The organism is Paenibacillus vandeheii (assembly GCF_030433635.1).
Lineage (GTDB): Bacteria > Bacillota > Bacilli > Paenibacillales > Paenibacillaceae > Paenibacillus > Paenibacillus vandeheii.
The window spans coordinates 26,100-52,322 of the sequence record NZ_JAROCD010000025.1; the positions used below are offsets into that span (position 1 = coordinate 26,100).

Annotated in this window: 22 protein-coding genes and 1 other RNA gene; 21 read left to right on the forward strand and 2 right to left on the reverse strand. The window is 47.4% G+C overall.

Translation table 11 applies throughout. The annotated features are described in order from the left end of the window. Positions 1-31 precede the first annotated feature (31 nt). Positions 32-2,110, reverse strand: a complete 2,079-nt coding sequence (locus P5G61_RS30725; protein ID WP_301249919.1) for a transglycosylase domain-containing protein — start codon at positions 2,108-2,110, stop codon at positions 32-34. Between the two features lie 412 nt (positions 2,111-2,522). On the opposite strand from P5G61_RS30725, the gene speE reads away from it, so the two are divergent. The 7 genes from speE (at position 2,523) to argS (ending at position 10,710) form a co-directional block, all read left to right on the forward strand. After that, positions 2,523-3,350 carry a polyamine aminopropyltransferase gene (gene speE, locus P5G61_RS30730; protein ID WP_024628792.1) on the forward strand — a complete coding sequence of 276 codons (828 nt, stop codon included), beginning with the start codon at positions 2,523-2,525 and terminating at the stop codon, positions 3,348-3,350. A gap of 15 nt (positions 3,351-3,365) precedes the next feature. After that, the gene (gene speB, locus P5G61_RS30735) at positions 3,366-4,235 is read left to right on the forward strand and encodes an agmatinase (RefSeq protein WP_024628791.1); all 870 of its coding nucleotides are present in this window, start codon (positions 3,366-3,368) and stop codon (positions 4,233-4,235) included. Positions 4,236-5,159: 924 nt separating this feature from the next. Then, complete coding sequence (locus P5G61_RS30740) at positions 5,160-6,347, forward strand: WD40/YVTN/BNR-like repeat-containing protein (protein WP_301249921.1); 1,188 nt, start codon at positions 5,160-5,162, stop codon at positions 6,345-6,347. A 216-nt stretch (positions 6,348-6,563) separates the two neighbouring features. After that, a complete protein-coding gene (locus P5G61_RS30745; protein WP_301249922.1) occupies positions 6,564-8,045 on the forward strand; it encodes an alpha-N-arabinofuranosidase in 1,482 nt (493 codons plus the stop codon). A gap of 4 nt (positions 8,046-8,049) precedes the next feature. Further along, the gene (locus P5G61_RS30750; protein ID WP_301249923.1) at positions 8,050-8,343 is read left to right on the forward strand and encodes a DUF6171 family protein; all 294 of its coding nucleotides are present in this window, start codon (positions 8,050-8,052) and stop codon (positions 8,341-8,343) included. Positions 8,344-8,608: 265 nt separating this feature from the next. Beyond that, positions 8,609-9,034, forward strand: a complete 426-nt coding sequence (locus P5G61_RS30755) for a YwiB family protein (RefSeq protein ID WP_094939610.1) — start codon at positions 8,609-8,611, stop codon at positions 9,032-9,034. Continuing rightward, on the forward strand, positions 9,031-10,710 hold the full coding sequence (gene argS, locus P5G61_RS30760) for an arginine--tRNA ligase (protein ID WP_301249924.1): 1,680 nt from the start codon (positions 9,031-9,033) through the stop codon (positions 10,708-10,710). The genes P5G61_RS30755 and argS overlap by 4 nt, the downstream gene beginning before the upstream one ends. 132 nt (positions 10,711-10,842) lie before the next feature. On the opposite strand, the gene P5G61_RS30765 is transcribed toward argS, so the two are convergent. After that, the gene (locus tag P5G61_RS30765; protein ID WP_301249926.1) at positions 10,843-11,997 is read right to left on the reverse strand and encodes a S8 family peptidase; all 1,155 of its coding nucleotides are present in this window, start codon (positions 11,995-11,997) and stop codon (positions 10,843-10,845) included. A 464-nt stretch (positions 11,998-12,461) separates the two neighbouring features. Between P5G61_RS30765 and rpoE the strand changes: the two genes are divergently transcribed. From rpoE to P5G61_RS30835, 14 genes are all read left to right on the forward strand, one after another. Continuing rightward, entirely contained in the window at positions 12,462-13,037 is a 576-nt protein-coding gene (gene rpoE, locus P5G61_RS30770; protein WP_301249927.1) for a DNA-directed RNA polymerase subunit delta, read from the forward strand. A gap of 490 nt (positions 13,038-13,527) precedes the next feature. After that, positions 13,528-15,132 carry a CTP synthase gene (gene pyrG / locus P5G61_RS30775; RefSeq protein WP_301249928.1) on the forward strand — a complete coding sequence of 535 codons (1,605 nt, stop codon included), beginning with the start codon at positions 13,528-13,530 and terminating at the stop codon, positions 15,130-15,132. Positions 15,133-15,351: 219 nt separating this feature from the next. After that, positions 15,352-15,738: a response regulator gene (locus P5G61_RS30780; RefSeq protein WP_301249929.1), complete on the forward strand. Its 387-nt coding sequence runs from the start codon at positions 15,352-15,354 to the stop codon at positions 15,736-15,738. Between the two features lie 260 nt (positions 15,739-15,998). Next, complete coding sequence (fba, locus tag P5G61_RS30785; protein ID WP_024628780.1) at positions 15,999-16,853, forward strand: class II fructose-1,6-bisphosphate aldolase; 855 nt, start codon at positions 15,999-16,001, stop codon at positions 16,851-16,853. A 149-nt stretch (positions 16,854-17,002) separates the two neighbouring features. Further along, on the forward strand, positions 17,003-18,256 hold the full coding sequence (murA, locus tag P5G61_RS30790) for a UDP-N-acetylglucosamine 1-carboxyvinyltransferase (protein ID WP_301249930.1): 1,254 nt from the start codon (positions 17,003-17,005) through the stop codon (positions 18,254-18,256). Positions 18,257-18,725: 469 nt separating this feature from the next. Next, complete coding sequence (gene rho, locus P5G61_RS30795; protein WP_301249931.1) at positions 18,726-20,051, forward strand: transcription termination factor Rho; 1,326 nt, start codon at positions 18,726-18,728, stop codon at positions 20,049-20,051. 99 nt (positions 20,052-20,150) lie between these two features. After that, positions 20,151-21,425 carry a radical SAM family protein gene (locus P5G61_RS30800; protein ID WP_301249932.1) on the forward strand — a complete coding sequence of 425 codons (1,275 nt, stop codon included), beginning with the start codon at positions 20,151-20,153 and terminating at the stop codon, positions 21,423-21,425. Between the two features lie 103 nt (positions 21,426-21,528). Continuing rightward, positions 21,529-21,726 (forward strand): 50S ribosomal protein L31, encoded by a 198-nt coding sequence (rpmE, locus tag P5G61_RS30805; RefSeq protein ID WP_024628775.1) that lies wholly within the window; start codon positions 21,529-21,531, stop codon positions 21,724-21,726. A 149-nt stretch (positions 21,727-21,875) separates the two neighbouring features. After that, an RNA gene (gene ffs / locus P5G61_RS30810) (signal recognition particle sRNA large type) lies at positions 21,876-22,143 on the forward strand. A 173-nt stretch (positions 22,144-22,316) separates the two neighbouring features. Next, positions 22,317-24,077 carry a DNA polymerase III subunit gamma/tau gene (gene dnaX, locus P5G61_RS30815; RefSeq protein WP_301249933.1) on the forward strand — a complete coding sequence of 587 codons (1,761 nt, stop codon included), beginning with the start codon at positions 22,317-22,319 and terminating at the stop codon, positions 24,075-24,077. A 48-nt stretch (positions 24,078-24,125) separates the two neighbouring features. Next, positions 24,126-24,437 carry a YbaB/EbfC family nucleoid-associated protein gene (locus P5G61_RS30820; protein WP_024628773.1) on the forward strand — a complete coding sequence of 104 codons (312 nt, stop codon included), beginning with the start codon at positions 24,126-24,128 and terminating at the stop codon, positions 24,435-24,437. A gap of 34 nt (positions 24,438-24,471) precedes the next feature. Continuing rightward, positions 24,472-25,071: a recombination mediator RecR gene (gene recR, locus P5G61_RS30825; protein ID WP_301249934.1), complete on the forward strand. Its 600-nt coding sequence runs from the start codon at positions 24,472-24,474 to the stop codon at positions 25,069-25,071. Between the two features lie 294 nt (positions 25,072-25,365). Continuing rightward, positions 25,366-25,641: a DUF2508 family protein gene (locus P5G61_RS30830; RefSeq protein WP_301249935.1), complete on the forward strand. Its 276-nt coding sequence runs from the start codon at positions 25,366-25,368 to the stop codon at positions 25,639-25,641. Between the two features lie 36 nt (positions 25,642-25,677). Beyond that, complete coding sequence (locus tag P5G61_RS30835; protein ID WP_301249936.1) at positions 25,678-25,947, forward strand: pro-sigmaK processing inhibitor BofA family protein; 270 nt, start codon at positions 25,678-25,680, stop codon at positions 25,945-25,947. The last annotated feature ends 276 nt before the right edge of the window (positions 25,948-26,223 follow it).

Consider the following 26,223-nt stretch of genomic DNA (forward strand, 5'->3'; position numbering starts at 1 on the left):
ATTGCGTCATTACGTATTTACGTCACTTTGGTCATTCCACCCACCAGCGTTTGAAATCCTTCCACCATGAATGCTTCTCTTCCTGTATTCCCTGCTGGTTCTGCACTTCGCGACTGTTTTTATCATCCTCTGAACCCGAATCGTCTGAAGCGCTGCGACAGACCTCGGTCGGTTCTGTGCCATCAATAAAAACTTCCAACCGTTTCTCGGCGCAGCCATTGCCAGCCAGTTTACCGGATTCGGGATCGATGTATACACTGACAACATTATCCGGTACGGTGAAGATCTTCGGTGGAACACTGGCAAGAGCCTGTTCCGTGAACTGGGCAAACATAGGTGCTGCACGACGCCCGTCGGATGTGGAGATGGCTTTGCCTTGATCGTAACCGACCCAGACAGCCGTGGAGAGCTCTGGGGTAAAGCCAACTAACCAGGCATCCGTATTCGTTGTCCCCGTTTTGCCAGCGACAGGCCGTTTAATGGTTGCAGATACCCGATTGCCTGTTCCGCCATTTTCGAACACACTCTCCATCAACCGTGTTAATACATAAGCAGCAGCGGGTTCAACGACCCTCTCAGCCTTGGTCTGAGGTGCTTCATAGATTACTCGTCCTGCGGCGTCCGTCACTTGCAGAATGGCTACAGGAGGTGTTCGCTGTCCACCTGCGGCAATAGCGGAGAATGCGGAAGCCATCTCCAGAGGACTAACCGGTGAGGTTCCGAGTGCAAGGGAGGGTACCGGGCTCATATTACTCGTAATCCCTAGATTTTTGGCCATCTTCACCACTTGTTCAGGTCCGATCTGCATAATCGTATTTACCGCGTAGATGTTGTCCGAAGCGGCGATGGCCTGTCTCAGATCAATCTCGCCTAAATACTTATCCCCGAAGTTGCCGGGTTTATAGGTCTTGCGATCATTGTCATAATGAAACAGGGTTGGCTCGCTTTTAAACATGGAAGCACTGGTGAGCTGTTTGGATTCCAGGGCAGCCAGATACATAATCGGTTTAAAAGCAGATCCTGGCTGGCGTGTAGTTGCCAGCACATGGTTAATCTGATTGGTGCGATAATTTTTGCCACCCACCATCGCTTTGATGTATCCGGTACGGGGATCGATCGATACCAGAGCGGTTTCCAGCTCGCTTTTGGCGTCCATACCTTTGGCTACGGCGTCTTCCGCTGCTTTTTGTACGCGTAAATCCAGCGTGGTGTAAATGTTCAATCCTCCATGATCCAGCATCGCTTCACTGATTCCCAGCTCCTTGACGGCCAGATTCCGGATATAATCGCGGAAATAGGGGGCGCTTTCCACGGTTTTGCGTTCACTTTCCGGCTTGAACGAGAGCATCTCCTCATAAGCCTTATCAGCTTCCGCTTGCGTAATTTTGCCGATGTCAGCCATGGCGTTCAATACAACCTTCTGCCGGTCCTTGGCGTTCTTCATATGATTATAAGGAGAATAGTAAGTCGGACCCTTTGGAATTCCTGCAAGCATGGCACTTTCGGCGAGTGTCAACTGTTTGGCCGATTTGCCAAAATACATCCGCGAAGCCGCTTCGATCCCGTAGGCACCATGACCATAATAGATTTCATTCAGGTACATCTGCAAAATTTCATCTTTGGTATATTTCATCTCCAATTGTGCCGTGTACATGGCTTCCTTGGCTTTACGGGTCCATGTTTTTTCATGGGACAAATACAAATTACGTGCGAGCTGCTGAGTCAGTGTACTTGCACCCTGAGACATCTGCATATGTTCCAGATTTACGAGTACAGCCCGTCCCATTCCTCGGATGTCGAAGCCGACATGATCATAGAATTTGCGGTCCTCTACAGCAAGTGTGGCGTTAACCAAATCAGGTGAGATATCTGCCAACTGCACAGGTACCGAGTCTTTGCCCCCTGCCGAGAAAGTGGCAATGACTTCGCCCTGGCTGTCCAGCAGCCTGGAATTGCGATCCGAGTCGGCCAGAGGCAGGCTGGTGGCATATAGGTAGACCAATCCTGCTGCCGTGGCGATTAGGCCGAGAATAGCGAGCAGAGCCAGGCTTTTGATAACTTTCCATATGCGGAACCCGCGTTTGCGGGTCTTTTGGCTTGGTTGGGTCATGGAACGGGCTCCTTTCTTTTCTTTCCAGTATGGGAATTCAGTGACACGGATATTCAATCCACCCGTTTAACGGTTTAAAATATAGCTTTTTTGCAGAAAAAACCGTTTTGCAGTATAAACGTCAATCGCGTATAATGCAAAAGGGTAATGAAAGATAACAGTTCGGTACAACCTACAACAGGCAAGGAAGGTCGAACAGTACCATTGTCAGTGATTCTTTGATCAGTCAGACGCTATGTACGCTCTGGTCAATTTAATCTATATAATGTAGTGAAACGCGGACCTTTCCCGCAGCTAGCAACCATAACGCTGTATAGCGCCGAACGCTGGACGTGCTTGGGCGAACCGACAGCGCACCCGCGCTTTGTCAGGTATGGCTGATCATTAACTTTACGGAAAGAAGGTAGAGATTATGGAATTGTGGTTTACGGAGAAACAGACCCCCGCATTCGGAATCACCGCGAAGATTAAGCAGACCTATGTAAGCGAAAAGACGGATTTTCAAGATCTGGCTATGGTAGAGACCGAGGAATTCGGCAATATGTTGCTGCTTGACGGCATGGTGATGACTACGGTGAAAGACGAATTCGTTTATCACGAAATGGCGGCTCACCCTGCGCTAAACACACACCCGAATCCGAAAAAGGTGCTGGTTGTCGGTGGCGGTGACGGCGGAGTTATCCGTGAAGTTATTAAGCACGCTGCTGTAGAAAAAGCAGTTCTCGTCGAAATCGACGGGAAAGTGATTGAATATTCCAAAAAGTATTTGCCTGAAATCGCCGGTAAGTTGGACGAGCCTAACGTTGAAGTGCTGGTGAACGACGGCTACATGCATATTATAGAGCATAAAAATGAATACGATGTAATCATCGTTGACTCCACAGAGCCTGTAGGTCCGGCTGCTCCGCTGTTTGAGCGCGGTTTCTACCAGGGCATCTATGAAGCGCTAAAAGAAGATGGGATCTTCGTTGCTCAAACGGACAACCCATGGTTCAAAGCGGATCTAATTCAAAAGGTAAACAAGGACGTTAAAGAAATCTTCCCTATCGTACTTGTGTACGGTTGTAATATCCCTACGTACCCAAGTGGTCTGTGGACCTTTACAATGGGTAGCAAAAAACATAATCCGCTTGAGGTGGACGAGACGCAGATTCCAGAGATGGATACGAAATATTACTCTCCACGTCTGCACAAAGCGGCGTTTGTTCTTCCTAAATTCGTGGAAGATCTTACGAAATAAGGAGGAAATAATCAGATGAAGTTGGATCAAGCTTATTCAGGTAACGTGTTTATTTGCAGTTCGGAGGACTATGAGAACTCCAAAGCGGTTATTTATGGTATGCCGATGGATTACACCGTCAGCTTCCGTCCAGGGTCCCGTTTTGGTCCTTCCCACATCCGTCAGGCGTCGGTTGGACTTGAAGAGTACAGCCCTTACCTGGATAAAAGCATTGTGGATATGACATACTTTGACGCTGGGGATCTGCTTTTGCCTTTCGGTAATGCAGGACGCAGTCTCGAAGTCATCGGAGAATATATCGGTGGCCTGCTGGCGGACGACAAATTCCCAATTGGTCTCGGCGGGGAACACCTCGTCACTTGGCCTGTCATTCAGCAAATGTACAAGAAATATCCGGACCTTATCCTGATTCATATTGATGCACATGCGGACCTTCGTGAAAACTATGAAGGTGAGCCGTTGTCCCACTCGACGCCAGTGCGTAAAGCAGCTGAATTGATGGGCGGCAAAAATATTTATCAGTTCGGTATTCGTTCCGGTTCCCGCGAAGAGTTCCAATTCGGGCGGGAGAACATCAACTTCTATCCGTTTGAAGTGGCAGCTCCGATGAAGGAAGCTCTTCCGAAAATGGGTAACCGTCCGGTATACGTTACAATTGATATCGACGTGCTTGATCCGTCTGCGGCTCCGGGTACAGGAACAGCAGAAGCGGGCGGTATTACGTCCAAGGAACTGCTTGAAGCCATCCACATGATTGCAGGATCAGATGTAAATGTAGTGGGTTGTGATCTGGTGGAAGTGGCACCAATTTACGATCCTACGGAACAGACACAAATTGTGGCTGCGAAGATGATCCGTGAAATGCTGCTTGGATTCGTGAAGTAATCGCAAAATTACAGCGTCCTCTGTCTGCGTCAGGTTGAAGCCTGCGTAGGAGAGGGCGTTTTTTTTTGGGGAAAAGGAATCCAGTTAAACGAACTTAACTGAATTGAACCTCATATCTGGACTGTGTTATACTAACTACAAAAGTATTCAGTAATATATTCGTTGATATATTACATTCGTGAAGTATATGGTGATCGGGTTCGACCATATACTAAAAAAGAGCCTTCACCGCTCGAACGGTAAAGACTCTTAGGACCCGAAAGGCTGTGGATTGCCACGGCGCGCTAGAATTAAATAATGCTATTCAAGCGAAACCCACCGTTAGGCGCCAACCTTATGAGGTGGGTTTTCGCTTGCAATTCAAGTCCATAACATCGATTATAGCACGTACGTTCCCATACCTCTACCATTTGTTGTATATATAAATACACCCGTGTGTCATGCGAAAAGGCTATTCGGGATGACTCTATCTTAATATTTATGTATAATATGGAAATAGAGGGAAGGGGTTATGTTATGCATGCAATCCGGGCTCAATTGAGTATGTATCCCAAATGGTTTATAGCGGTACTTATGATATTTGCCATCAATCTGATATTAACAATGACTTTGTTCCTCAATTTAACGTTAATACTGGCTAATCTCGCCATGTTATATGTTGCCTTTAGCATCAGGACACTTAAATACAATAAATTGCATTTTGTCCTATGCCTTGTTTTAAGTATCACATTTGTGATTATTGCATTTCAGACATATCCCATTTAAATCGGCTCGTAGTAGAGATTAATGATGAACCACTCATGCCCATGAGATAAAAAATGTGGGCATGAGTGTTTTTTTTATTGCAATAATGTCACGCGGGATAAACAAATTGTTACGTTAAATCCTGCAAAATGGGGTAAAACCATAGAAGGAGGTGTCACAATGACAACAAAGAGCAGAATGACATGGAAACGGATCGGCGCACTCGCATTATCGGTAACGCTGGCTTGGGGACTTGGTCCGGTACATACACTACCAGGAGCTAACGCTGCGTCCTCCCCAACGTGTGGAAGTGGAGATCATGGATTAACAGCTACGTTGAAAAAGGGCAGTGGTGTGGAAGACCAACGACTGCATTTTACGGATATCGACTTTTTAAACAATACAACCGGACGGGCTGCTGGCGAGGGATTCCTGATCGGTACCTCGAATGCAGGCTGTACATGGCAGTCCATTTATACCGGTCAATGGCAGTTCACACAACTTGATTTTCCGAATAATGTGAATGGATTTGCATTGGCTCAGGTGAAGAATTCTCCTACGACGTATCTCATCCGCTCAACAGATGGTGGATCACACTGGACAAGGATGGATATTGGTGGCTTACAATTTAAGCGAATTGATTTTCGTACTAAAAATGAAGGCTTTGGGTACACCTATAATGGGGCTTATATGACGAAAGACGGCGGTGCAACATGGAGCCCCATCTCTACACCAGCCAATACACGCGGAGCTGTGTTCACGACAGAGAAGCAAGGTTATGCGATTGTAGTCGCTCCTGGCTCGGGGTACCGAATCATGCAGACTAGTAATGGAGGCAAGAACTGGACGCAATCGCTGAAGGTAACCTCAACAACGTGGAGCGGTGGAGATATATACGCAAGCGGTAACCAGGTATGGGCCCTTCTATATGGCGATGCGGGCATGTCCCAGCAGTCGTATTCTCTCTACGCGAGCGGGAATGAAGGCAAGAACTGGAGACAGGTCTTCGCCCAATCTACAGCAGGTGGTGGTCCGGCTCCAGGTGCAAGCAGCACAGGGAACGGAAAAGGTCCCGCAGAACCAGGGGGGCACCCAGGGAACATGGCGTTGATCGGTAATCAGACGGCCTATCTCTCAGGAGGATCACCTGCAGCAGGCAAAGTAGGGATTGGACGTTCTTATAATGCAGGTTCCACGTGGAAAAATATTGACCTGAAAGATCCAGGTTATAGCTCCCGCATTTCGTTCCCTTCTGCCAAAACAGGTTGGCTCGTCGTAACAAGCGACAATTCTCCTGCGATTTATGAGACGACAGATGGCGGAACAACATGGAATCAAAAAATATTGTTGCCCGCTGAAAACGAGTAATTGGCGTCAGGTCATGGAATAATTTCAAGACAATTTCAATCTAAAAGTGTATAAATCTTAACGTATTTGGCCTGATGAGGCCGACATGAACAAACAAGCCCTTTCCGGATTTAAACCGCCGGAAAGGGCTTGTTTATTCTTAAATAAAAACGGTTGAATCCTGTTCACAAACACGTTATTGTAAGCGATAACAACACTTTTTGGGAGGTTGAAATTATGGTTGATGTTATTTTAAAGACGGATTCGGAACAAGGATTAATAAATCGCAATATATATGGTCACTTCTCAGAGCACCTGGGGAGATGTATTTATGAAGGGCTGTGGGTAGGAGAGGATTCACCTATTTCGAATACAGAAGGTATACGGAATGACGTGCTGAAGGCACTGCAAAAACTTCATATTCCCGTACTTCGTTGGCCTGGTGGTTGTTTTGCCGATGAATATCATTGGAAAGATGGCGTAGGTCCAAAAAGTGAGCGCACCCGCATGATCAACACACACTGGGGCGGGGTAGAAGAGAACAATCATTTTGGTACGCATGAGTTTCTGAGATTGTGTGAGCTGCTCGGTACAGAGCCGTATATCAGTGGCAATCTGGGAAGTGGTACGGTGCAGGAGATGCAGGAATGGGTGGAGTACATCACGTTTGATGGAGAATCACCGATGGCGAACTGGCGGAAGAGCAACGGCCGTGAAGAGCCATGGAAGCTGAAATATTTTGGTGTCGGGAACGAGAACTGGGGTTGCGGTGGTAATATGCGTCCTGAATACTACGCAGATGAGTACCGTCGTTACGCGACATATGTACGTAATTATTCCGGAAATAAAATTTATAAAATCGCTTGTGGCCCCAACGACCACAACTACGACTGGATGGAAGTATTAATGCGGGAGGCCGGTCGTTTTATGGATGGAATTAGCCTCCATTATTACACCATTCCAACAGGTGAGTGGGCGGATAAAGGTGAGGCTACAGGATTTGGAGAAGCCGAATGGTTCACAACGTTGAAAAAGACGCTATATATGGAAGAGTTACTTGTGAAGCACTCCGAGATTATGGATAAATACGACCCTGAGGGCAGAGTCGGTATTATCGTGGACGAGTGGGGAACGTGGTATAACGTTGAACCGGGTACGAATCCGGGATTTCTGTACCAGCAAAATACGATGCGCGATGCCGTACTTGCCGGAATTAACCTTAATATTTTTAACGCACACAATAAAAGAGTACAGATGGCCAATCTGGCACAGATCGTTAATGTTCTCCAGTCGCTCGTTCTGACTGAAGGAGATAAGATGCTGCTTACGCCTACATATCATGTGTTCGATATGTATCAGGTGCATATGGACGCACAGCGATTGGAGCTGAACTATGAGAGTCCTGGATATACATTTGGGGACGAGACCATCCCTCAACTAAGTTTGTCGGCTTCTCGCAGCAATGATGGAATTATTCATGTGACAGCGTGTAACCTTAGTCATACGGATGAGCTTGAAGTGGTCTGTCACATCGAATCAACGGATGCTGCTTCTGTATCGGGACAGGTTCTACATCATGCAGATTATGGTGCGTTCAACACATTTGAACAGCCGGCTCGGGTTCAGCCTGCGGAATGGAAGGGTATTACACTCGAAAATAACAAACTGCGTTTTGTGCTGCCTCCGGCCTCTGTTGGAGTAGTCGCTGTAAAGGGCTGATCAAATGGAAGCATCTGTGACAGGTGGACCTATCGGAAAGCAGCAACCATGCAAGGGATGTAATGATCAATACGATGTTAAAATCAGTGAAGCCAAAATGGCGCGGCTGGTGGAGCTGGCCTCACGCTCGCGTCCGACAGTCGAGGATGCCGAGTATGAACGGCGTTTATCCATTTGCTCCAATTGTCCAGGGTTACAATACGGTACGACCTGCCGCTATTGTGGCTGTCTCGTACAGGTGCGCGCCAAGCTGGTAGAGTCGACCTGTCCGTTTCCTTATGAGCCGCGATGGACCTGATCCAGAACGTATTTCTTTATTAATGAAGCAAGGCAGAGCTGCACTTTACAGGTGTGGCTCTGCTTTTTTTGGCGCTGATGGGCAAAAACTCTGAATTTGGATTTGAATTGAGCGGGTGAACTGGATATAGTTATACAGTAGAGTGTAGGATAGCGAGCTATCCGGGAATATGAGCGCGTATAGCGGCACAACAATACAGGAAGGGCTGTTCTCACCGGCCGTGCCTGATTTTGCGTCGCCTCGAATATAATGGAGGTTAACATTCATGTCGAACATGCGACCGGTTCAGATCCGGCTGCACAGCCGTTATGAAGGTGAAGATGTACTGCAGGAAATGCAGGGTGAAGCCGTGTTGAAAGGATCTGTGCTCTATGTACGGTATGAAGAACCACAGACCGGACCCGAGGGCGGTATTACCCGAACAACATTGAAGCTGGGCGGACAATCCATCAAGATTATACGTCATGGCGAGGTGGAATCGGAGCAAACGTTTGAACTAAACCGCAAGCTCCCTGGTTTTTACCGCTCGCCGTATATGTCGTTTGCCTTGTCCACGCATACACAGGAGCTGGAACTTTCCATTCAGGGATTGAGCGCACGCGCAGCGTGGAGCTACGACTTTTACCGCTTTGACGAAGAATCCGGACATTTCGCGATTAGTTTGCATATACAGGAGGAACCAATTTCATGACACGTAATCCATTAGATACGATTAACGAACGGGTAAGTACAGCCATCGGCAATGCCATTGTGACTGCTGGCATTGTTGCGCAGGAGGACCTGCCGACCATTACCCTTGAAGTACCACGCGAGAAAACACACGGCGATTTGGCGACCAATGCCGCTATGCAACTGACCAAGATTGCCAAGCGTAATCCACGCCAGATTGCGGAAGAGATTATTGCCAATCTCAATCTGACTGAAGCTGGAATCGAGAAGGCGGAAATTGCCGGACCAGGATTCATTAACTTCAAATTGGACAAGAGCTATCTCTATCCTGTGCTGGGGCTTGTACATGAGCAGGGTGAGAATTATGGAAGAATCAATGTGGGTGAAGGGCGCAAGGTCGAGATGGAGTTTGTCAGTGCGAACCCGACAGGCAGCCTGCATCTGGGCCATGCGCGTGGAGCGGCTGTGGGTGATGCGCTTTGTAACATCCTCGACTATGCCGGGTATGATGTAACACGTGAATACTACATTAATGATGCCGGTAACCAGGTATTTAACCTGTCGCGCTCCATTGAAGCTAGATATTTGCAAGAACTGGGCCAAGATGCAGAGATGCCGGAAGACGGTTATCACGGTGAGGATATCAAAGGATTTGCCAAGGAGCTGGTAGCCGAGAAGGGCGATTCTTTGCTGTCCATGCATCCGGGTGACCGTGCTGCCTATTTCCGTGACTTCGGTTTGGAGAAAGAGCTGGACAAGATCAAACGTGACTTGAATCGCTTCCGTGTCAATTTCGACATCTGGTTCAGCGAAACTTCACTGTATGATAACGGAGAAGTGCTGCGTGTGCTTGACGAATTGCGTGATCGTAATGAAATCTATGAGCAAGACGGAGCAACTTGGTTGAAAACCATGCAGTATGGTGACGACAAAGAGCGCGTTTTGATTAAAAATGACGGTACGTACACGTACCTTACGCCAGACATTGCTTATCACCGTGATAAATATGCGCGTGGATATGACACCATGATTAACATCTGGGGAGCGGACCACCACGGCTATATTCCACGGATGAAAGCGGCTATGCAAGCACTGGGCAACGATCCGGAGAAATTGGTCGTGTTGATTGCACAGATGGTGAGCTTGTTCCAGAACGGCGAGAAAGTGAAGATGTCCAAGCGTACAGGCAAGGCAGTAACGATGGAAGATCTGATGGACGAAGTAGGCATCGATGCCATTCGTTACTTCTTCACCATGCGCAGCATGGATTCTCATCTGGACTTCGACATGGACCTCGCAATTTCGACGTCTAATGAAAATCCGGTATTCTATGTACAATACGCTCATGCTCGGGTATGCAGCGTGTATCGTCAGGCAGAAGAGCAGGGCATTGAGCTGTTGCCACTGGCACAGATCGACCTTTCGAAGCTGACAACGGAACATGAATATGACCTTCTTCGCAAAATGGGTGAACTGCCTGAGGAAATCGCGACTGCGGCTACGGGATATGCACCGCATCGTATTGTTCGTTATGTATATGAACTGGCATCCATGTTCCACAGTTACTATCGTGCAGAGCGCGTCATTACTGAAGACGCGGGACAAACCCAGGCGCGTCTGGCGCTGATCGGTGCTGTACGCACCGTCATCGCAACAGCGCTTCGTCTGGTGGGCGTATCCGCACCGGACAAAATGTAATTCAAGCCTTGGCGGTGCTCAGCCGCCCTATGGCTTTGGCAAAAAGTCTCCATGCACCACGCCTGCAATGCAGCGTGGACATGGAGACTTTTTGCTGTGCCCGCGGCCATGGTTACAGGCCAGAGGCACTCCTTACCCTCCGCCCTCCTGCATTAGCTTGAGGGCGTCAATCTCGCCACCGCGTATTTTGCTCTTCGCGGTGGAGGTCTTGCGTGCGCGCAGCGGAACGGTCGAGCGCTTCACGAGCGTTTTGATCTCGGCTGGCGACAGGCCGGGATGCTTTGCAAGCAGGAGCGCTATGGCGCCACTGACGTGCGACGTCGCCATGGAGGTGCCGCTCATCTCATGGTGCTTGCCTTGCACCCAGGAGGAGACGATTTTGTCCCCTGGCGCATATACATCGACGAATGCGCCTCGGTTACTGAACGAGGCAATCCGCCGGTTTTTGTCGGTTGCACCGACCGATATCGTTTGCTGATAACGTGCCGGATAATCAATGCTGCGGCGTTTGCCGTCATTTCCTGACGAAGCGACAATGACAATTCCGGCCTGATACGCACGGTTCACGACATCAAGTAATGCTTTGCTGCGCGTTTTCATGCCGAAGCTCATATTGATAATATCGACCCGGTTGCGAACACACCAGTCAATGCCAAGCACGATGTCTGACACGAAGGCCGAACCATTATGGTCGAATGCCTTCACCGGATAGATCAGCGAGCGAGGAGCTACACCGATCATGCCTGCCGTACTATTAGCTGCGGCAATGGTTCCGGCAATATGGGTGCCATGACCGTTATCATCATGAGGAAGCATACTGCGATTTAACAGATTGATTCCGCGTGCAAGCGAATAGCGAAGATCCGGGTGCTGATAATCGGCACCTGTGTCAATTACACCGATTTTTATCCGGTGTCCTGTGGAATCGGACCATACTTTGGGAGCGCGAATCTGTTTTACGCCCCAAGGTATGCCCTGAACGCTGCTCGGTTTACTGTGTAGCGCGGTGGCATGTAATGAAATGGACGCATCTTCTTCTACCGTAATGTCATCGCTGTAGCGGTATAATTCTTCTGGGTTATGCACCGGGGCGATAATGGAGCGGGCCAGCCGGGAGGAGCGGACCGCACCAAGATCAGTAAATTCATTCCTCATCCGCGACAGTTCTACGAGGCAGGCTTCATATTGCTTCGGTTTGGCGAACCGGATCAGGTATCGCCGCCCCTGTTCTGGTTCGGGACGTTGTATTCCTTCAACCAATTGATGTAGAAAACCAGTATAGTCCATAATGGGCAGCCCCCTTCGGGATGAACATGCTGAGGTATTCTATGAATGCGTTCATCCCGCCGCATGGGGAACCTGCCCTTTTTTTACAAAAACACATTCTCTTCGTGTCAAAACGGGCGCAGGGACATATGATGGATAGAGGGCTAGAGGGCTCTTGCGGGGACCCTGGTGAGGAGCGATCCTTCAAGGGTATACAGTCAGAAGGCGGAGGGGGACTCCGTCTTTTTTAGTTGATGCCGCCATTTTTGACCTAAAGATGATGTGCCCGCCAGTTAGATGTCTCTTACGGTCTGTATATTGCTCGTTTAAAAGTCGCTTCTTGGAATTATGAGACATCCATACATAAAAACTTGCTTTTTAACGCTAAATAGGTTTTACTTAGGTTTGTTAATGGATATGTTATACGTAACGTTCCAGTTCGTAGGGATATAAAGTGAATTATGTGTGAGAGGAAGTGTCTGTCAGTGAGTACCTCGCTCAATTTGAAAATTGATAAAGAAAAGGTCAGAGAGATTCCTTTAGTGGACCTCGCCTTTATGGTGCTGAAAGCGGCCAATACGCCGTATTACTACCGTGATTTGATGAATGAGGTAGCTAAACAGCGCGGAATGACTGATGAAGAAATCAACGAGTTTATCGCCCAGCTATATACCGAGATTAATATCGATGGCCGTTTTGCTTGCGTCGGTACGAGTCTGTGGGGCTTGAAGCGCTGGTATCCGGTAGCTGGATCGGAAGATACCATGACGGGTGCGAAGCGTCCGCGCATTATCAACGATGAAGACGATGATCTGGAAGATGAGGACTTCGGCGAAGAGGAAGAAAGCTACAACAGCGACGAAGACTTCGATAATTCTGATGATGATCAGGACGAAGATGATGATGACGATGATGATGACGAAGACGACATCTTTGACGAAGAAGATAGCGATGAAGAAGTTCTGGTTGAAGATGACGATTTGGAAGAAGAAGACCTCGATGAAGACGAAGAAGAAGAGTCTGAAGACGAGGCTGAATTTGACGACGATTCCGATAAGTAACCGTCATTTTTGACATCGATAGTTTACCCGTTTTCCCCGGATAGTCAACCTTGACAGCAGACGGGGTAACGGGTAAACTATTGCATGGGCTTATGAATGAGCGACAAAATATTTATGTTTTTTATAAAAGTGCCCCGTGTCCTGCGGGAGTACTTTTTTTGTATTTTTAGAGGCAGAATTTTGCAAAATGATTTGAATTCCGATGCTCCCGGCCAACAATCCGTGGTCTGTTTTTGTATATCCAAATCACCAAATTCATTGATACAATGATCTCTTTTTGGGACAGGTCTGGATAATGGCTTCCGGAAGGTTTGCACCATTCTACGCTGTAGAGCAACGTTGTTTACAAAAGGTCTTCGCATGAAAGAGCAGTTCGCAGATGCAGGGAATTTCTGCCATTGCTCTTTTTAACGATGATTACCTGGGAAACGGGTTACGATAATACCATATATCGCCTGAATTCCGTACTTATATTAGGAGGGTAATAATAGTGACAAAGTATATTTTCGTGACGGGCGGAGTTGTGTCCTCCCTGGGCAAAGGGATAACGGCTGCCTCGCTGGGCAGATTGCTGAAAAACCGAGGGTTGAAGGTAACCATTCAAAAATTTGATCCATACATCAATATCGACCCGGGAACAATGAGCCCTTATCAGCATGGTGAGGTGTTTGTAACGGATGATGGCGCGGAAACGGATCTGGACCTTGGCCACTACGAACGTTTTATTGACATCAACCTCTCCAAAAACAGCAACGTCACGACTGGTAAAGTATACTCCTCCGTCATCAGCAAAGAACGGCGCGGGGAATATCTGGGCGGAACGGTACAAGTCATTCCACATATCACGAACGAGATCAAAGAGCGTGTATTCCGCGCAGGACGTGAAGCGGGTTCGGATGTCGTTATTACGGAGATTGGTGGTACGGTGGGTGACATCGAGAGCTTGCCTTTCCTGGAAGCTATTCGTCAAATCAAGAGTGATGTAGGTCGTGACAACGTCATGTACATCCATGTAACACTTATCCCTTACATTAAGGCTGCTGGTGAAGTGAAAACCAAACCAACTCAGCACAGTGTGAAGGAATTGCGCAGCATCGGAATTCAGCCAAACGTTATTGTTTGCCGTACAGAGTATGAGCTTTCCAAAGACATGAAAGCCAAGATCGCTCTCTTCTGTGACATTGATGAAAATGCCGTGGTGGAATGCCGTGATGCAGACACATTGTACCAAGTGCCCTTGAATCTGCGTGAAGAAGGTTTGGACGAGATCGTGGTAAACCACCTGAAGCTGACTACTCCTGCACCGGATATGAGCGAGTGGGAAGGGCTGGTTGACCGGATCAACAAGCTGCAGCACACAGTGGAGATTGCCATTGTAGGTAAATATGTAGCTTTGCATGATGCTTATTTAAGTGTTGTTGAATCCTTGTCTCATGCAGGATTTGCATCCAATGCTGATGTGAAGATCCGCTGGATTCACTCCGAAGATATCACGGATGAGAATGTAGGCGATCTGCTGCATGGTGTAGGCGGAATCCTGGTACCTGGCGGATTTGGTGATCGGGGTATCGAAGGTAAGGTATCTGCGATTCGTTATGCCCGTGAGAAACAAATTCCGTTCTTCGGTATTTGCCTGGGTATGCAGGTGTCTGTTATTGAATATGCACGTTCCATCGTTGGTTTGACTGGAGCGAACAGCTCCGAGATCAATCCGGCTACGGAGTTCCCGGTAATCGACCTGTTGCCTGAACAAAAAGATATCGAAAACCTGGGTGGTACAATGCGTCTGGGTCTGTATCCTTGTAAGCTTCAGGAAGGTTCCCTGGCAATGGCTTGTTATGATGATGAACTGGTCTATGAGAGACACCGTCACCGGTACGAGTTCAACAATGAATACCGTGAAGCGATTGAAAAAGCCGGTCTGGTTATCTCGGGTACATCCCCGGATGGACGTCTGGTTGAGATCGTGGAGCTTCCGGGACACCCATGGTTCCTGTCAGTACAATTCCACCCGGAATTCACTTCCCGTCCGAACCGTCCACAGCCGTTGTTCCGTGAGTTTGTAAAAGCTTCTCTGGAGAGCGTTGGAAAATAAGCACTGATTATTAAGCTATAAATAAAAGGATGTTCTTGGCAACCGATAAGGATGCCGGAACATCCTTTTTTAATATGTCGAGATAAGAGAAAATGGTTTTTGGCATTTTGGGATGCAAGCAGGATTTCAATAGGGGAGGTAGAATACTTATCATGACGACTATGGGATTGTTATCCAGATTCAGACGTACATGCTTTCCTAATTCTAGGAGGTTAATCAGTGGAAAATAAAAAAGTGTTGATTGTCGATGACCAGAATGGTATTCGAATCCTGTTAATGGAAGTGTTCAGCAGCGAAGGATATAATACGTTCCAAGCGCCTAATGGGAAGATCGCCCTGGAGATAGTAAATAATGACAAGCCTGATCTTGTACTGCTTGATATGAAGATTCCTGGAATGGATGGCCTGGAAATTCTGAAACATATTAAGGAAATTGATCCGGACATCAAAGTCATCATGATGACGGCTTATGGTGAGCTGGACATGATCAAGGAAGCTACCGATCTTGGAGCGCTCATGCACTTTACGAAACCGTTTGATATCGATGAAATGCGAGTGGCAGTCAATATGCAGCTTCGAAATGATGCTGCGAATAAGTGCAGCTGAATCCTGTGGATACAGGATTTTTTTGCGTGTGAAGCTTTGAGAGTCTGTGAGTGGGCATGAAGGGTATTTCAGTCTGGTATCCGGGGAATATTGGAAATGGATACGTCATCATGCGGTGTCTATGAAAACTGTGCTGCAAAGCACAGCATTTTTGCAAATGCTTGTTTAGTATTTGACATGGGATGTGGTATAATAAGCCCGTATGTGATTTCGGCTAAAAACCATAGACACAACCCAACACCCCTAGGAGGATTGAAACCATGCCATTAGTATCCATGACAGACATGTTGAACAAAGCACTCGAAGGAAAATATGCAGTTGGTCAATACAACATCAATAACCTTGAGTGGACTCAAGCGATTCTTGCTGCTGCTGAAGAAGAGAAATCCCCAGTAATCTTGGGCGTATCCGAAGGCGCAGCTCGTCACATGAGCGGTTTCTACACAGTAGTTAAAATGGTAGAAGGACTCATTCACGACATGAAAATCACCGTTCCAGTTGCGATTCACCTGGACCACGGTTCCAGCTTTGACAAGTGTAAAGAAGCGATCGATGCTGGATTTACATCCGTAATGATCGACGGTTCCCACCACTCCATCGATGAAAACATCGAAATGACTAAAAAAGTTGTTGAATATGCACACGCTAAAGGTGTTTCTGTAGAAGCCGAAGTAGGTACTGTTGGTGGACAAGAAGACGACGTTATCGGTGGCATCATGTACGCTGACCTGAACGAGTGTGTACGTATCGTTAAAGAAACAGGTATCGACACATTGGCTCCAGCTCTTGGTTCCGTACACGGTCCTTACCATGGCGAGCCTAACCTGGGCTTCAAAGAAATGGAAGAAGTTCGCGATGCAGTTAACGTTCCACTGGTACTGCATGGTGGTACAGGTATCCCTAAACATGATATCGACAAAGCCATTTCCCTGGGTACTTCCAAAATCAATGTGAACACTGAGAACCAAATCTCGTTCTCCAAAGTGGTTCGCGAAGTGCTTGCAGCTAAACCAGATGCTTACGATCCACGTACGTTCATCGTACCAGGCCGTGATGCAATCAAAGAAACCGTTAAAGGTAAAATTCGCGAGTTTGGTTCCAACAACAAAGCGTAATTTGTCTTTACCAGTTCCATACTGTGTAAGTGGAAAGAACACCGCCTAGCCGGTGTCTTTCCATTTTCACGCCTTATTTCTACATCGAAAGCCAACAGCACGTATTGCCGTTAACCGGCTGCAAAACACGTAGGGGGACATTAAGCTTTATGGAAAAATTAATGATTAGTGGCGGACGTCCGTTACAGGGAACTGTAACTATAAGCGGCGCCAAGAACAGCGCCATCGCGCTTATTCCTGCAGCATTGCTTGCCGAGTCAGAAGTCGTGCTGGACAACCTGCCGCTTTTGAGTGACGTGGCGGTTTATGCAGAAATTTTGGAGGAACTCGGAGCTCGTGTACACTGGGAAGGCAGTCAGATGAAGATCGATCCTTCCGATATCAAATCCATTCCGATGCCGAATGGTCCCGTGAAGAAGCTTCGTGCTTCGTATTATATGATGGGAGCACTGCTTGGGCGTTTTAAAGAAGCAACTATTGGTTTACCAGGAGGCTGCAACTTCGAGCCTCGTCCGATTGATCAGCATATCAAAGGGTTTGAAGCGCTTGGCGCAACCGTAACGAATGAACATGGCTCCATTCATTTGCATGCCAAAGAGCTGCGCGGAGCAAAGATTTATCTGGATGTAAGCAGTGTAGGTGCAACCATTAACATCATGCTGGCGGCTACTCGTGCCAAAGGCTCTACAATTATCGAAAACGCGGCTAAAGAGCCTGAGATTATAGATGTAGCAACACTTTTGAATTCAATGGGTGCCAGCATCAAGGGTGCCGGTACCGAAACGATCCGTATTGAAGGTGTGTCGGAGCTTAAGGGTTGCCGTCATTCCATCATTCCAGACCGGATACAAGCGGGCACGTATATGATCGCTGCGGCTGCGACGCGTGGCGACGTTCTGATTGACAATGTGATTCCCAAACATCTGGAGGCTTTAACGGCAAAGTTGTTGGAAATGGGCGTTGGCATTGAAGAACTTGACGAAAGTATTCGTGTCATTGGCAAACCGAGCTACAATCATGTAGACGTTAAGGCGCTTGTCTATCCAGGTTTTCCGACGGATTTGCAGTCCCCGATGACCAGTGTGTTGACACAGGCAGCGGGTGTGAGTGTCCTGAGCGACTTTGTATATAGCAACCGATTTAAGCACGTTCCTGAATTGGTACGCATGGGCGCAAAGATCCGTGTCGAAGGGCGCTCAGCTATTATTGAAGGCAGTGCTTTGAATGCGGCCAAGGTAAAAGCATCTGATCTTCGCGCTGGTGCAGCGCTGGTGATCGCAGGTCTCACCGTCAGTGAAGGTGTGACCGAAGTGACGGGCGTTGAGTTTATCGATCGTGGGTACGATCATCTAGTAACCAACCTGCGTCTGCTAGGTGCGGATGTGTGGCGAGAAACGGATTAATTCCGTATTGAATGGCGAGTTTTACGGCATTAAAGTGATTATTTTTACAGAACTGCATATCCTTTCAGTAATTGGGCAAACCTGTTTTAATAGAGTTCTCAGTCTCTCCGGGATAAGACGAAATGTTCCAGTTTCCTTTACCGGAGGGTCTTTTTTTGAGTCAGACTTCATATGGCTGTAAGAACATCATTTCCTTTTCCCCAAACCCCGGTTTTGTTTGAACTGCGCTCCATAGCCGGTCTGCCCGGATCGAACGCCTCATGTATTCGTGTTCACTCACTAGCGGATCTTGCCGAAAGCTGGCCATCCCGCCCGGAAACTTACACTCAAAGACAAGTATTTGCATTATAACGGTTACATTCCGTACAATGGACAGAAGAGAATTGCAGAACGATGCTGCTCTTATAGCCGGAACATCAAGCGAAACTATCCATTTCACGGACTTATTAATTGAATAGGTGGTTATTATATGGATCTACAAATTTCCGATTTGGAAGAAATGAAACTAACGGACCTCTACAAACTGGCCAAAAAATATCAAATTCCTTACTACGGCACATTGAAAAAGAAAGAATTGATCTTCGCCATATTACGTGCACAGGCTGAACAGAGCGGATTGATGTTCATGCAAGGTGTGCTCGAAATTTTACCTGAAGGCTACGGATTCCTTCGTCCGATCAATTACCTGCCAAGTACGGAAGACATCTACATCTCAGCCTCACAGATTCGCAAGTTTGACCTAAGAACAGGTGACCTCGTATCAGGTAAGTGTAGAACACCTAAAGAAAACGAGCGATACTTCGGTTTGCTGCAAGTCAACGCTGTTAATGGTGAGAATCCATCGGCGGCTGCGGAAAGACTTCACTTCCCGGCATTAACCCCATTGTACCCGCAGAAGAAACTGGTTCTCGAAACATCCCCCAGCCATTTGTCCACACGCATTATGGATGTGCTCGCCCCGGTAGGACTCGGACAGCGCGGATTGATCGTAGCACCTCCCAAAGCGGGTAAAACACTTCTCCTCAAAGAAATTGCCAACAGCATCTCAACCAACAACCCAGAAATTGAACTGTTTGTCCTGTTGATTGATGAACGTCCGGAAGAAGTTACGGATATGTCCCGTTCGGTTAAAGGGGAAGTTGTGGCTTCTACATTCGATGAGCTGCCAGAGAACCATATCAAGGTTGCGGAATTGGTGCTTGAACGTGCGCTGCGTCTGGTTGAAGCGAAAAAAGATGTCGTTATTTTGCTGGATAGCATTACGCGTCTTGCTCGTGCATACAACTTGGTCATTCCACCGTCCGGACGGACACTTAGTGGAGGTATTGACCCGGCAGCATTCCATCGCCCGAAACGTTTCTTCGGTTCTGCACGGAATGTAGAAGAGGGTGGAAGCCTGACGATCCTGGCTACAGCATTAATTGATACGGGATCACGTATGGATGATATCATTTATGAAGAATTTAAAGGTACGGGTAATATGGAGCTTCATCTGGATCGCAAGCTGGCAGAGCGCCGTATTTTCCCGGCTATCGATATTCGTCGTTCCGGTACACGTCGCGAAGAAGTGTTGCTGAGCAAGGAAGAGCTTGATACAATCTGGGCGATCCGTAAAAACATGAACGATTCCCACGACTTTGTCGAAGGCTTCTTGAAGAAACTGCGTAATAGCAAAACGAATGCTGAGTTCTTGGCGGCATTTGATACAGCTGGCAACAGTCCGACCAGCAACTCCGGATCGACTACGACTCGGCGCTCGCCAAGACAGACTGCGGCGTCTGGTACAACTACCTAGAATTACGTCGTTGATTTAACTCAAATGGTGCAGCGTTGCTGCTGGATTCACAATATACTCGTCGTTTGGCTTTAACCTATTAGATGTGAGGAGAACATCATGTATTTAGTATACGCAGATGAAAAAGGTAATGTATTTGATCATCCTTCCCTGTACGGGCTTGCCCGCAGTGGAGATATGATCGTCGAAATTATGGAAGATGAGTTGATTCCTCTGCCGGAAGGTGCAACATTGGTTGGATTGCCGAGTACACGTCCGATTGGTATGGACCCGGATACTGGCGAGATGCTGCCAATGCCTAATGACACACAGGCGGTTGGGGCTCTGCTTCCGCAAGGATTCACTCGGTTGTGTCTGCCAGGGTATGTAAAGACGGATAAGGAGTACAAACTTCCTTTGTTCGGTTACTCGGCTGTCGTGTGGAAAGATGGTGAGTTTTACGTCACTGCCCGGATGTCGGATCATCCAGATCAATGGAATCCGCTGAACTGTGATCGGGATGATGTACGTGCGGGTGTTAAACGTTTAACGAAGCAATATCCCGAAAACCGACTCTATACCCATTTGTCCAATTGTGCGCTCGGGTATGAATGTCTGACTTCGTCCAATACCTTCCTGAATCGTTGGGAAGGTGGCGTTCCGGTATCTTATTCCTGTAACGCAGGCTGTTTCGGCTGTATTTCGGAACAACCGGATGATAGTGGCTTCGTTTCCCCGCAGACCCGGATGAATTTCCGTCCACGTGTAGACGAAATCGTTGAAGTGATGCTGGAGCACTTAAAGACGCCGGAATCGATTATCAGCTTTGGTCAGGGTTGCGAAGGCGAGCCTTCCACGCAAGCCAAATTGATTATTGAAGCCATCCGTGAAGTGCGCTCCATAACCGACATGGGATACATCAACATTAACACCAATGCCGGTTTGAGCGATCACATGAGAGGTATTGTTGATGCAGGGCTTGATCTAATGCGTGTAAGTACAATCAGTGCACTGGATGACCACTATAATGCTTACTACAAACCTCGTGGATATACACTGGCCAATGTAGAAAAATCGATGAAATACGCTGCTTCCCAGGGTGTATATACGTCGATCAACTATTTGATCTTCCCGGGAGTAACGGATCGTGAGGAAGAGATTGAAGCGATGATTGAATTTGCTCGCAGAACCGATTTGCGTCTTATTCAAATGCGTAACCTCAATATTGACCCGGAGAGCTATCTGGAATTGATTCCTCCAGCTCAAGGTGATATTTTGGGTATGAAGCAAATGCTTGAGATTTTTGAGGAAGAGCTGCCTGATGTCGTTATCGGCTCCTATACGCACGTTCCGCCAGCCGGAATGGCACGTCCCAAACGCCTGATTACCTCTTGACAATAATGGATTGCAACTGGCATTAGGCCGTGTTATAATCTTCGATGTTGTGCCATTTACTCTGGGTCCGCTTGAGGCTCAGGGCGGAAAGAGGTGAAAGGTAATGAAAGCAGCAATTCATCCTAAATACACGATTGGTCAAGTATCTTGCGCTTGCGGGAATACTTTTGAAACAGGTTCGGTTAAAGACGGACTTCGTGTAGAGATTTGCTCCGCGTGCCACCCGTTCTTCACCGGTAAACAGAAGTTTATCGATGCTGGCGGCCGTGTTGATCGTTTCAAGAAAAAATACGGAATCTAATTCAGCAATTCCCCGGGGATTGTCTGACTATTACATCCAAATCACCTCTGCCGTTCCGGCAGGGGTTTTTATATGTTTTTATGTGATTGTATTGCTACCCTGTTCGCTCTGGTTGCAATTTAGACAACCTTACGTTATACTATTTCTTACCGTGCTAGATGGGGAGGTAGCGGTGCCCTGTAACTCGCAATCCGCTACAGCGAGGTTGAATTCCTGCTAGAGGTTTTGTCGATGTGAGGTTTGGTCCCTTAACGTGGTGTTGACGGTTGGGTCCTCCGCAATGAGTACTCATGAACCTGGTCAGGTCCGGAAGGAAGCAGCCATAAGTGAGATCACTCTTGTGCCGGAGGGTCGCCTAGCCCGAGCTGTTGTTAAGGGGTGCCGCTTGGATCGCAAATATCGATAGCAGGTGCACGGCTTACCATTTAAATGTAGAGACCTTTGCAGTTGTATGTATGCAGAGGTCTTTTTGATATGTCTAAAAAAACCAAGCATGATGAGTCAGATAAAGTTTGGATTCACCCTGGAATATAGTATAATGGGGGAACGACAAAGGACTCGAATGCGAAGTGGAAGGAAGGTAACGCATCATGGAGCATATCGCGTTATACCGGGCTTGGCGTCCCCAGTCGTTTCAAGATATGGTGGGACAACAGCATATTATTCAGACCTTGCAGAACGCGATTCGTGAACAGCGGACTTCCCATGCCTACTTGTTTAGCGGGCCCAGAGGAACAGGGAAGACAAGTGCGGCCAAAATTTTGGCCAAAGCTGTAAACTGCGAACGCGGGCCTGCGCCTGAGCCTTGTAACGAGTGTGAAGCTTGCCGCAGGATTACGACTGGCGCTGTGATGGATGTGCAGGAAATTGATGCCGCATCCAACCGTGGCGTTGAAGAAATCCGCGATCTTCGGGAAAAGGTGAAATACGCCCCGACTGAAGTCCGGCAGAAAGTGTATATTATTGACGAAGTGCACATGCTGACGACAGAGGCATTCAATGCGCTGCTCAAAACATTGGAAGAGCCTCCGCCACATGTGATGTTTATTTTGGCAACAACAGAACCTCATCGTCTTCCGGCAACGATTATTTCTCGCTGTCAGCGATTTGATTTTCGCCGGGTATCCCTGGAAGAACAGACAGCACGACTTACGCTGATTTGCGAACAGGAAGGCATGGAAGCAGATCAGGACGCACTCCAGTATATCGCCCGCCTGTCTGACGGAGGGATGAGGGATGCACTCAGTGTCTTGGATCAGATCTCTTCCTTTACAGATGGAAGGGTGACCTATCAGCAGGTTATGGATATGACCGGAGGCATTCCTTCTGAACAGTTTGCAAAGCTGGCTACTTCTCTCCTCAAGGGTGATGTAGGTCATATCTTGCAAATGATCGAAGGGTTTATGCATGAAGGCAAGAGTGCGGACAAGTGCATGGAGAATTTACTTTATTATTTCCGTGATTTGCTTATGATTAAGATGGTGCCGGATGCAGATAAACTGACGGATCGGGTGCTTAATCCCGAGTCTTTCCGTGATATGGCGGAATCATTCACCAAGGAACAGCTGTTTCAGATGATTGATACCCTTAACCGGTACCAGAGCGAAATGAAATATGCAGTACAACCGCAGACATTGTTTGAAGTAGCTCTCCTTAAACTGTGCAGCATTCCGGCACAAGGGGCGACATCGGGTCAGGTGTCAGGTTCGGTTGGTACGGCTCCTGCCGTATCCTCGCCAGTGGATGGTGGGGAGATCAACCGATTGAAGCAACAGCTTGCTGAACTGGAGAAAAAGCTGGATCGTGCGCTTAAGGGTGGTTTGTCTGGGGGAGAGGCTGCATCAAATGCTCCTTCACGTCCAGCAACAAGAGCTCCGGTCTCGAGAGGCAATTCGCCGGCGAAGCTACCTGCACAGCTCGATCAGTATGTTGCGCGTAAGGGATCTCCTGAGTTTGTGGAGGTCAGCAAGAAGTGGGGGCAGATCCTGCAGCGCGTAAAAGAAGAGAAAGTAACCGTTCACGCCTGGTTTATGGATGGTGAACCGGTATCCCTGCTGGAAGACAATGTTCTGGTGGCATTTAAGAACAACATCCACCGTGAAACTACGGAGAAGCAGGCTAATCGCGAAGTGATCGAACGGGTGCTGTCTGAACAGCTTGGACGTTCAGCGCGTCTTGTGACGATGATGCTCAAAGATTGGACCGGAGCGATGGAAGGAGCTACTGAAACGCCAAAGGAGGACTTTAAGCTTGAACCTGAGCATGAAGACGGCGGTTCAGGCAGCAAGCAGCCTTGGATTGATGAAGCCATCCAGCTCTTTGGTGAGGACCTTGTAGTGATCAAAGAATAGATATACATGCGCCTGGCGCGATAACTATACCAAAGGAGATGAATAATCATGAACAACATGAACCAAATGATGAAACAAGTGAAGAAAATGCAGGAGCAAATGCTGAAGGCACAGGAGGAGCTGGCGGACAAAACAGTCCAAGGTACTTCTGGTGGCGGTGTTGTAACTGCTGAAGTTAACGGACATAAAAAATTGCTGGCAATCACAATCAAGCCAGAGGCGGTTGATCCAGAAGATGTTGAGATGCTGCAGGATCTGGTTATGACAGCAGTTAATGACGCAATGACCAAAGCTGATGAAATTGCGAACCAGGATATGGGTAAATTCACAGGTGGCATGAAAATTCCGGGATTATTTTAATTTAAATTGATCCTATCAAAGGAGACGCGATCGATTGTATTATCCCGAACCGATAGCAAAGCTGATTGACGCCTTTACCCGTTTGCCGGGTGTTGGTCCCAAGACGGCCGCGCGACTAGCTTTTCATGTGCTTAACATGAAGGAAGATGACGTTATTGATTTTGCCAAAGCACTCGTCAGTGTGAAGCGGAATCTTCATTACTGTTCGGTGTGCTGTAATATTACGGATACTGATCCTTGTCGGATCTGTCAGGATAAATCCAGAGATGTCTCGGTAATCTGTGTAGTCCAGGATTCCAAAGATTTGGTGGCTATGGAGCGTACCAAGGAATTTGACGGATACTATCATGTGCTGCAGGGTGCGATCTCTCCTATGGAGGGGATAGGTCCGGATGATATCCGTCTGAAGGAACTTTTGATTCGTTTAAGTGATGAACGGATTAAAGAACTGATTCTGGCTACAAATCCGAATATCGAAGGTGAGGCAACGGCAATGTATATTTCCCGTCTTGTCCGTCCGTTTGAGATATCGGTGACTCGGATTGCCCATGGATTGCCTGTTGGGGGCGACTTGGAGTATGCGGATGAAGTGACTCTTTCGAAGGCGCTGGAAGGGCGCAGGGAAATGAGATAGCTGTACGTGCTGCTTGATGAGAGTATGTACTTAAAATGATTTAATTTCCTAAACAAAAGAATAGATGAGTTGGATAACTTAGAGAGCCCTTTAGGCTCTCTTTTTTTGTTCTAATACTTATTTTAACGTTGGGATCTGTGAACTCTCTCACTTCTACTGTTGTATGGATATGAATTCAAAGAATTGCGTTGACATCATATTAACTATTCATTAAATTATTTGGCTCAGTTCTAAGTTTGTCCTTTCCCTGATATGTATGAGAATATGCTGTGCTGATCAGGAGGGGGAGGGCTTATGTTGATATGGCGAAATGTAAGAAGATCGGTGGAGAAGCGTGAAAGATTGCTGAAGGAGATGGAAGAGGACCAGATCTATTCCGATATTCAGAAAGCCAAGGCGGAGTGGGAACGGGCGGTCAGGCAGTTTGAAGAGGCGCAAGGGGAGGACGAAATTGATTATGCGATCTATGTATTGGAAGCTGCAGAGCGTAAATATCAGATCCATTTAAAGCGGGCTAAGCGTATGGGGGTCAAGAGGGCGGTTATAGGTGATCGAGGGATGGGAATGTAGGTGAAGGTATCATATTAAAATTTGGGGGTGCTGAATATGAAGAGTCTTATATTAGGAAGTGTGCTTATTGTGTCGTTACTAGGGTTGGCTATCATCTTGTTTAGAAAACGGATTGGGCTATCCTTCTTTACATCATTCGGAATACATTTGGTATTCGCTGCGGTGGGGATATATGTCGTTAATTATTCAGGTTGGATCACCGGCACCTACATTCCATTGAACCCTGCTACAATAGGTACTGTAAGCATTCTAGGATTGCCGGGTGTGGGATTATTGTTGGGTTTGAAAATTTCTTTGTTTGGGTAGTTGACTCTCAAGATGTTTATATGGTACATTATATCTCGTTGCTTTGCTTGATTGGTTAAATGCTTTTGACGAAATGATTGAGTTCGCTAAGAACTTGAAAAAAGAATTTCAAAAAAAGCTTGACTGAAACAAATGAAGTATGGTATATTATAAAAGTCGCCGCTGAGAGAAAATGGTGACGAAAAAGCGAGAAAATTATCAAGTTTGATCTTTGAAAACTGAACAACGAGTGAGTAAACATTCTGCTTGCAGAATGAACGCGAAAGTTTGAAACAA

What these genes read in the sequence shown, in the direction of transcription:
- P5G61_RS30725 (WP_301249919.1), bottom strand. Translation starts at nt 2,110, where the DNA reads ATGACCCAACCAAGCCAAAAGACCCGCAAACGCGGGTTCCGCATATGG.
- speE (WP_024628792.1), top strand. Translation starts at nt 2,523, where the DNA reads ATGGAATTGTGGTTTACGGAGAAACAGACCCCCGCATTCGGAATCACC.
- speB (WP_024628791.1), top strand. Translation starts at nt 3,366, where the DNA reads ATGAAGTTGGATCAAGCTTATTCAGGTAACGTGTTTATTTGCAGTTCG.
- P5G61_RS30740 (WP_301249921.1), top strand. Translation starts at nt 5,160, where the DNA reads ATGACAACAAAGAGCAGAATGACATGGAAACGGATCGGCGCACTCGCA.
- P5G61_RS30745 (WP_301249922.1), top strand. Translation starts at nt 6,564, where the DNA reads ATGGTTGATGTTATTTTAAAGACGGATTCGGAACAAGGATTAATAAAT.
- P5G61_RS30750 (WP_301249923.1), top strand. Translation starts at nt 8,050, where the DNA reads ATGGAAGCATCTGTGACAGGTGGACCTATCGGAAAGCAGCAACCATGC.
- P5G61_RS30755 (WP_094939610.1), top strand. Translation starts at nt 8,609, where the DNA reads ATGTCGAACATGCGACCGGTTCAGATCCGGCTGCACAGCCGTTATGAA.
- argS (WP_301249924.1), top strand. Translation starts at nt 9,031, where the DNA reads ATGACACGTAATCCATTAGATACGATTAACGAACGGGTAAGTACAGCC.
- P5G61_RS30765 (WP_301249926.1), bottom strand. Translation starts at nt 11,997, where the DNA reads ATGGACTATACTGGTTTTCTACATCAATTGGTTGAAGGAATACAACGT.
- fba (WP_024628780.1), top strand. Translation starts at nt 15,999, where the DNA reads ATGCCATTAGTATCCATGACAGACATGTTGAACAAAGCACTCGAAGGA.
- murA (WP_301249930.1), top strand. Translation starts at nt 17,003, where the DNA reads ATGGAAAAATTAATGATTAGTGGCGGACGTCCGTTACAGGGAACTGTA.
- rho (WP_301249931.1), top strand. Translation starts at nt 18,726, where the DNA reads ATGGATCTACAAATTTCCGATTTGGAAGAAATGAAACTAACGGACCTC.
- P5G61_RS30800 (WP_301249932.1), top strand. Translation starts at nt 20,151, where the DNA reads ATGTATTTAGTATACGCAGATGAAAAAGGTAATGTATTTGATCATCCT.
- rpmE (WP_024628775.1), top strand. Translation starts at nt 21,529, where the DNA reads ATGAAAGCAGCAATTCATCCTAAATACACGATTGGTCAAGTATCTTGC.
- dnaX (WP_301249933.1), top strand. Translation starts at nt 22,317, where the DNA reads ATGGAGCATATCGCGTTATACCGGGCTTGGCGTCCCCAGTCGTTTCAA.
- P5G61_RS30820 (WP_024628773.1), top strand. Translation starts at nt 24,126, where the DNA reads ATGAACAACATGAACCAAATGATGAAACAAGTGAAGAAAATGCAGGAG.
- P5G61_RS30830 (WP_301249935.1), top strand. Translation starts at nt 25,366, where the DNA reads ATGTTGATATGGCGAAATGTAAGAAGATCGGTGGAGAAGCGTGAAAGA.
- P5G61_RS30835 (WP_301249936.1), top strand. Translation starts at nt 25,678, where the DNA reads ATGAAGAGTCTTATATTAGGAAGTGTGCTTATTGTGTCGTTACTAGGG.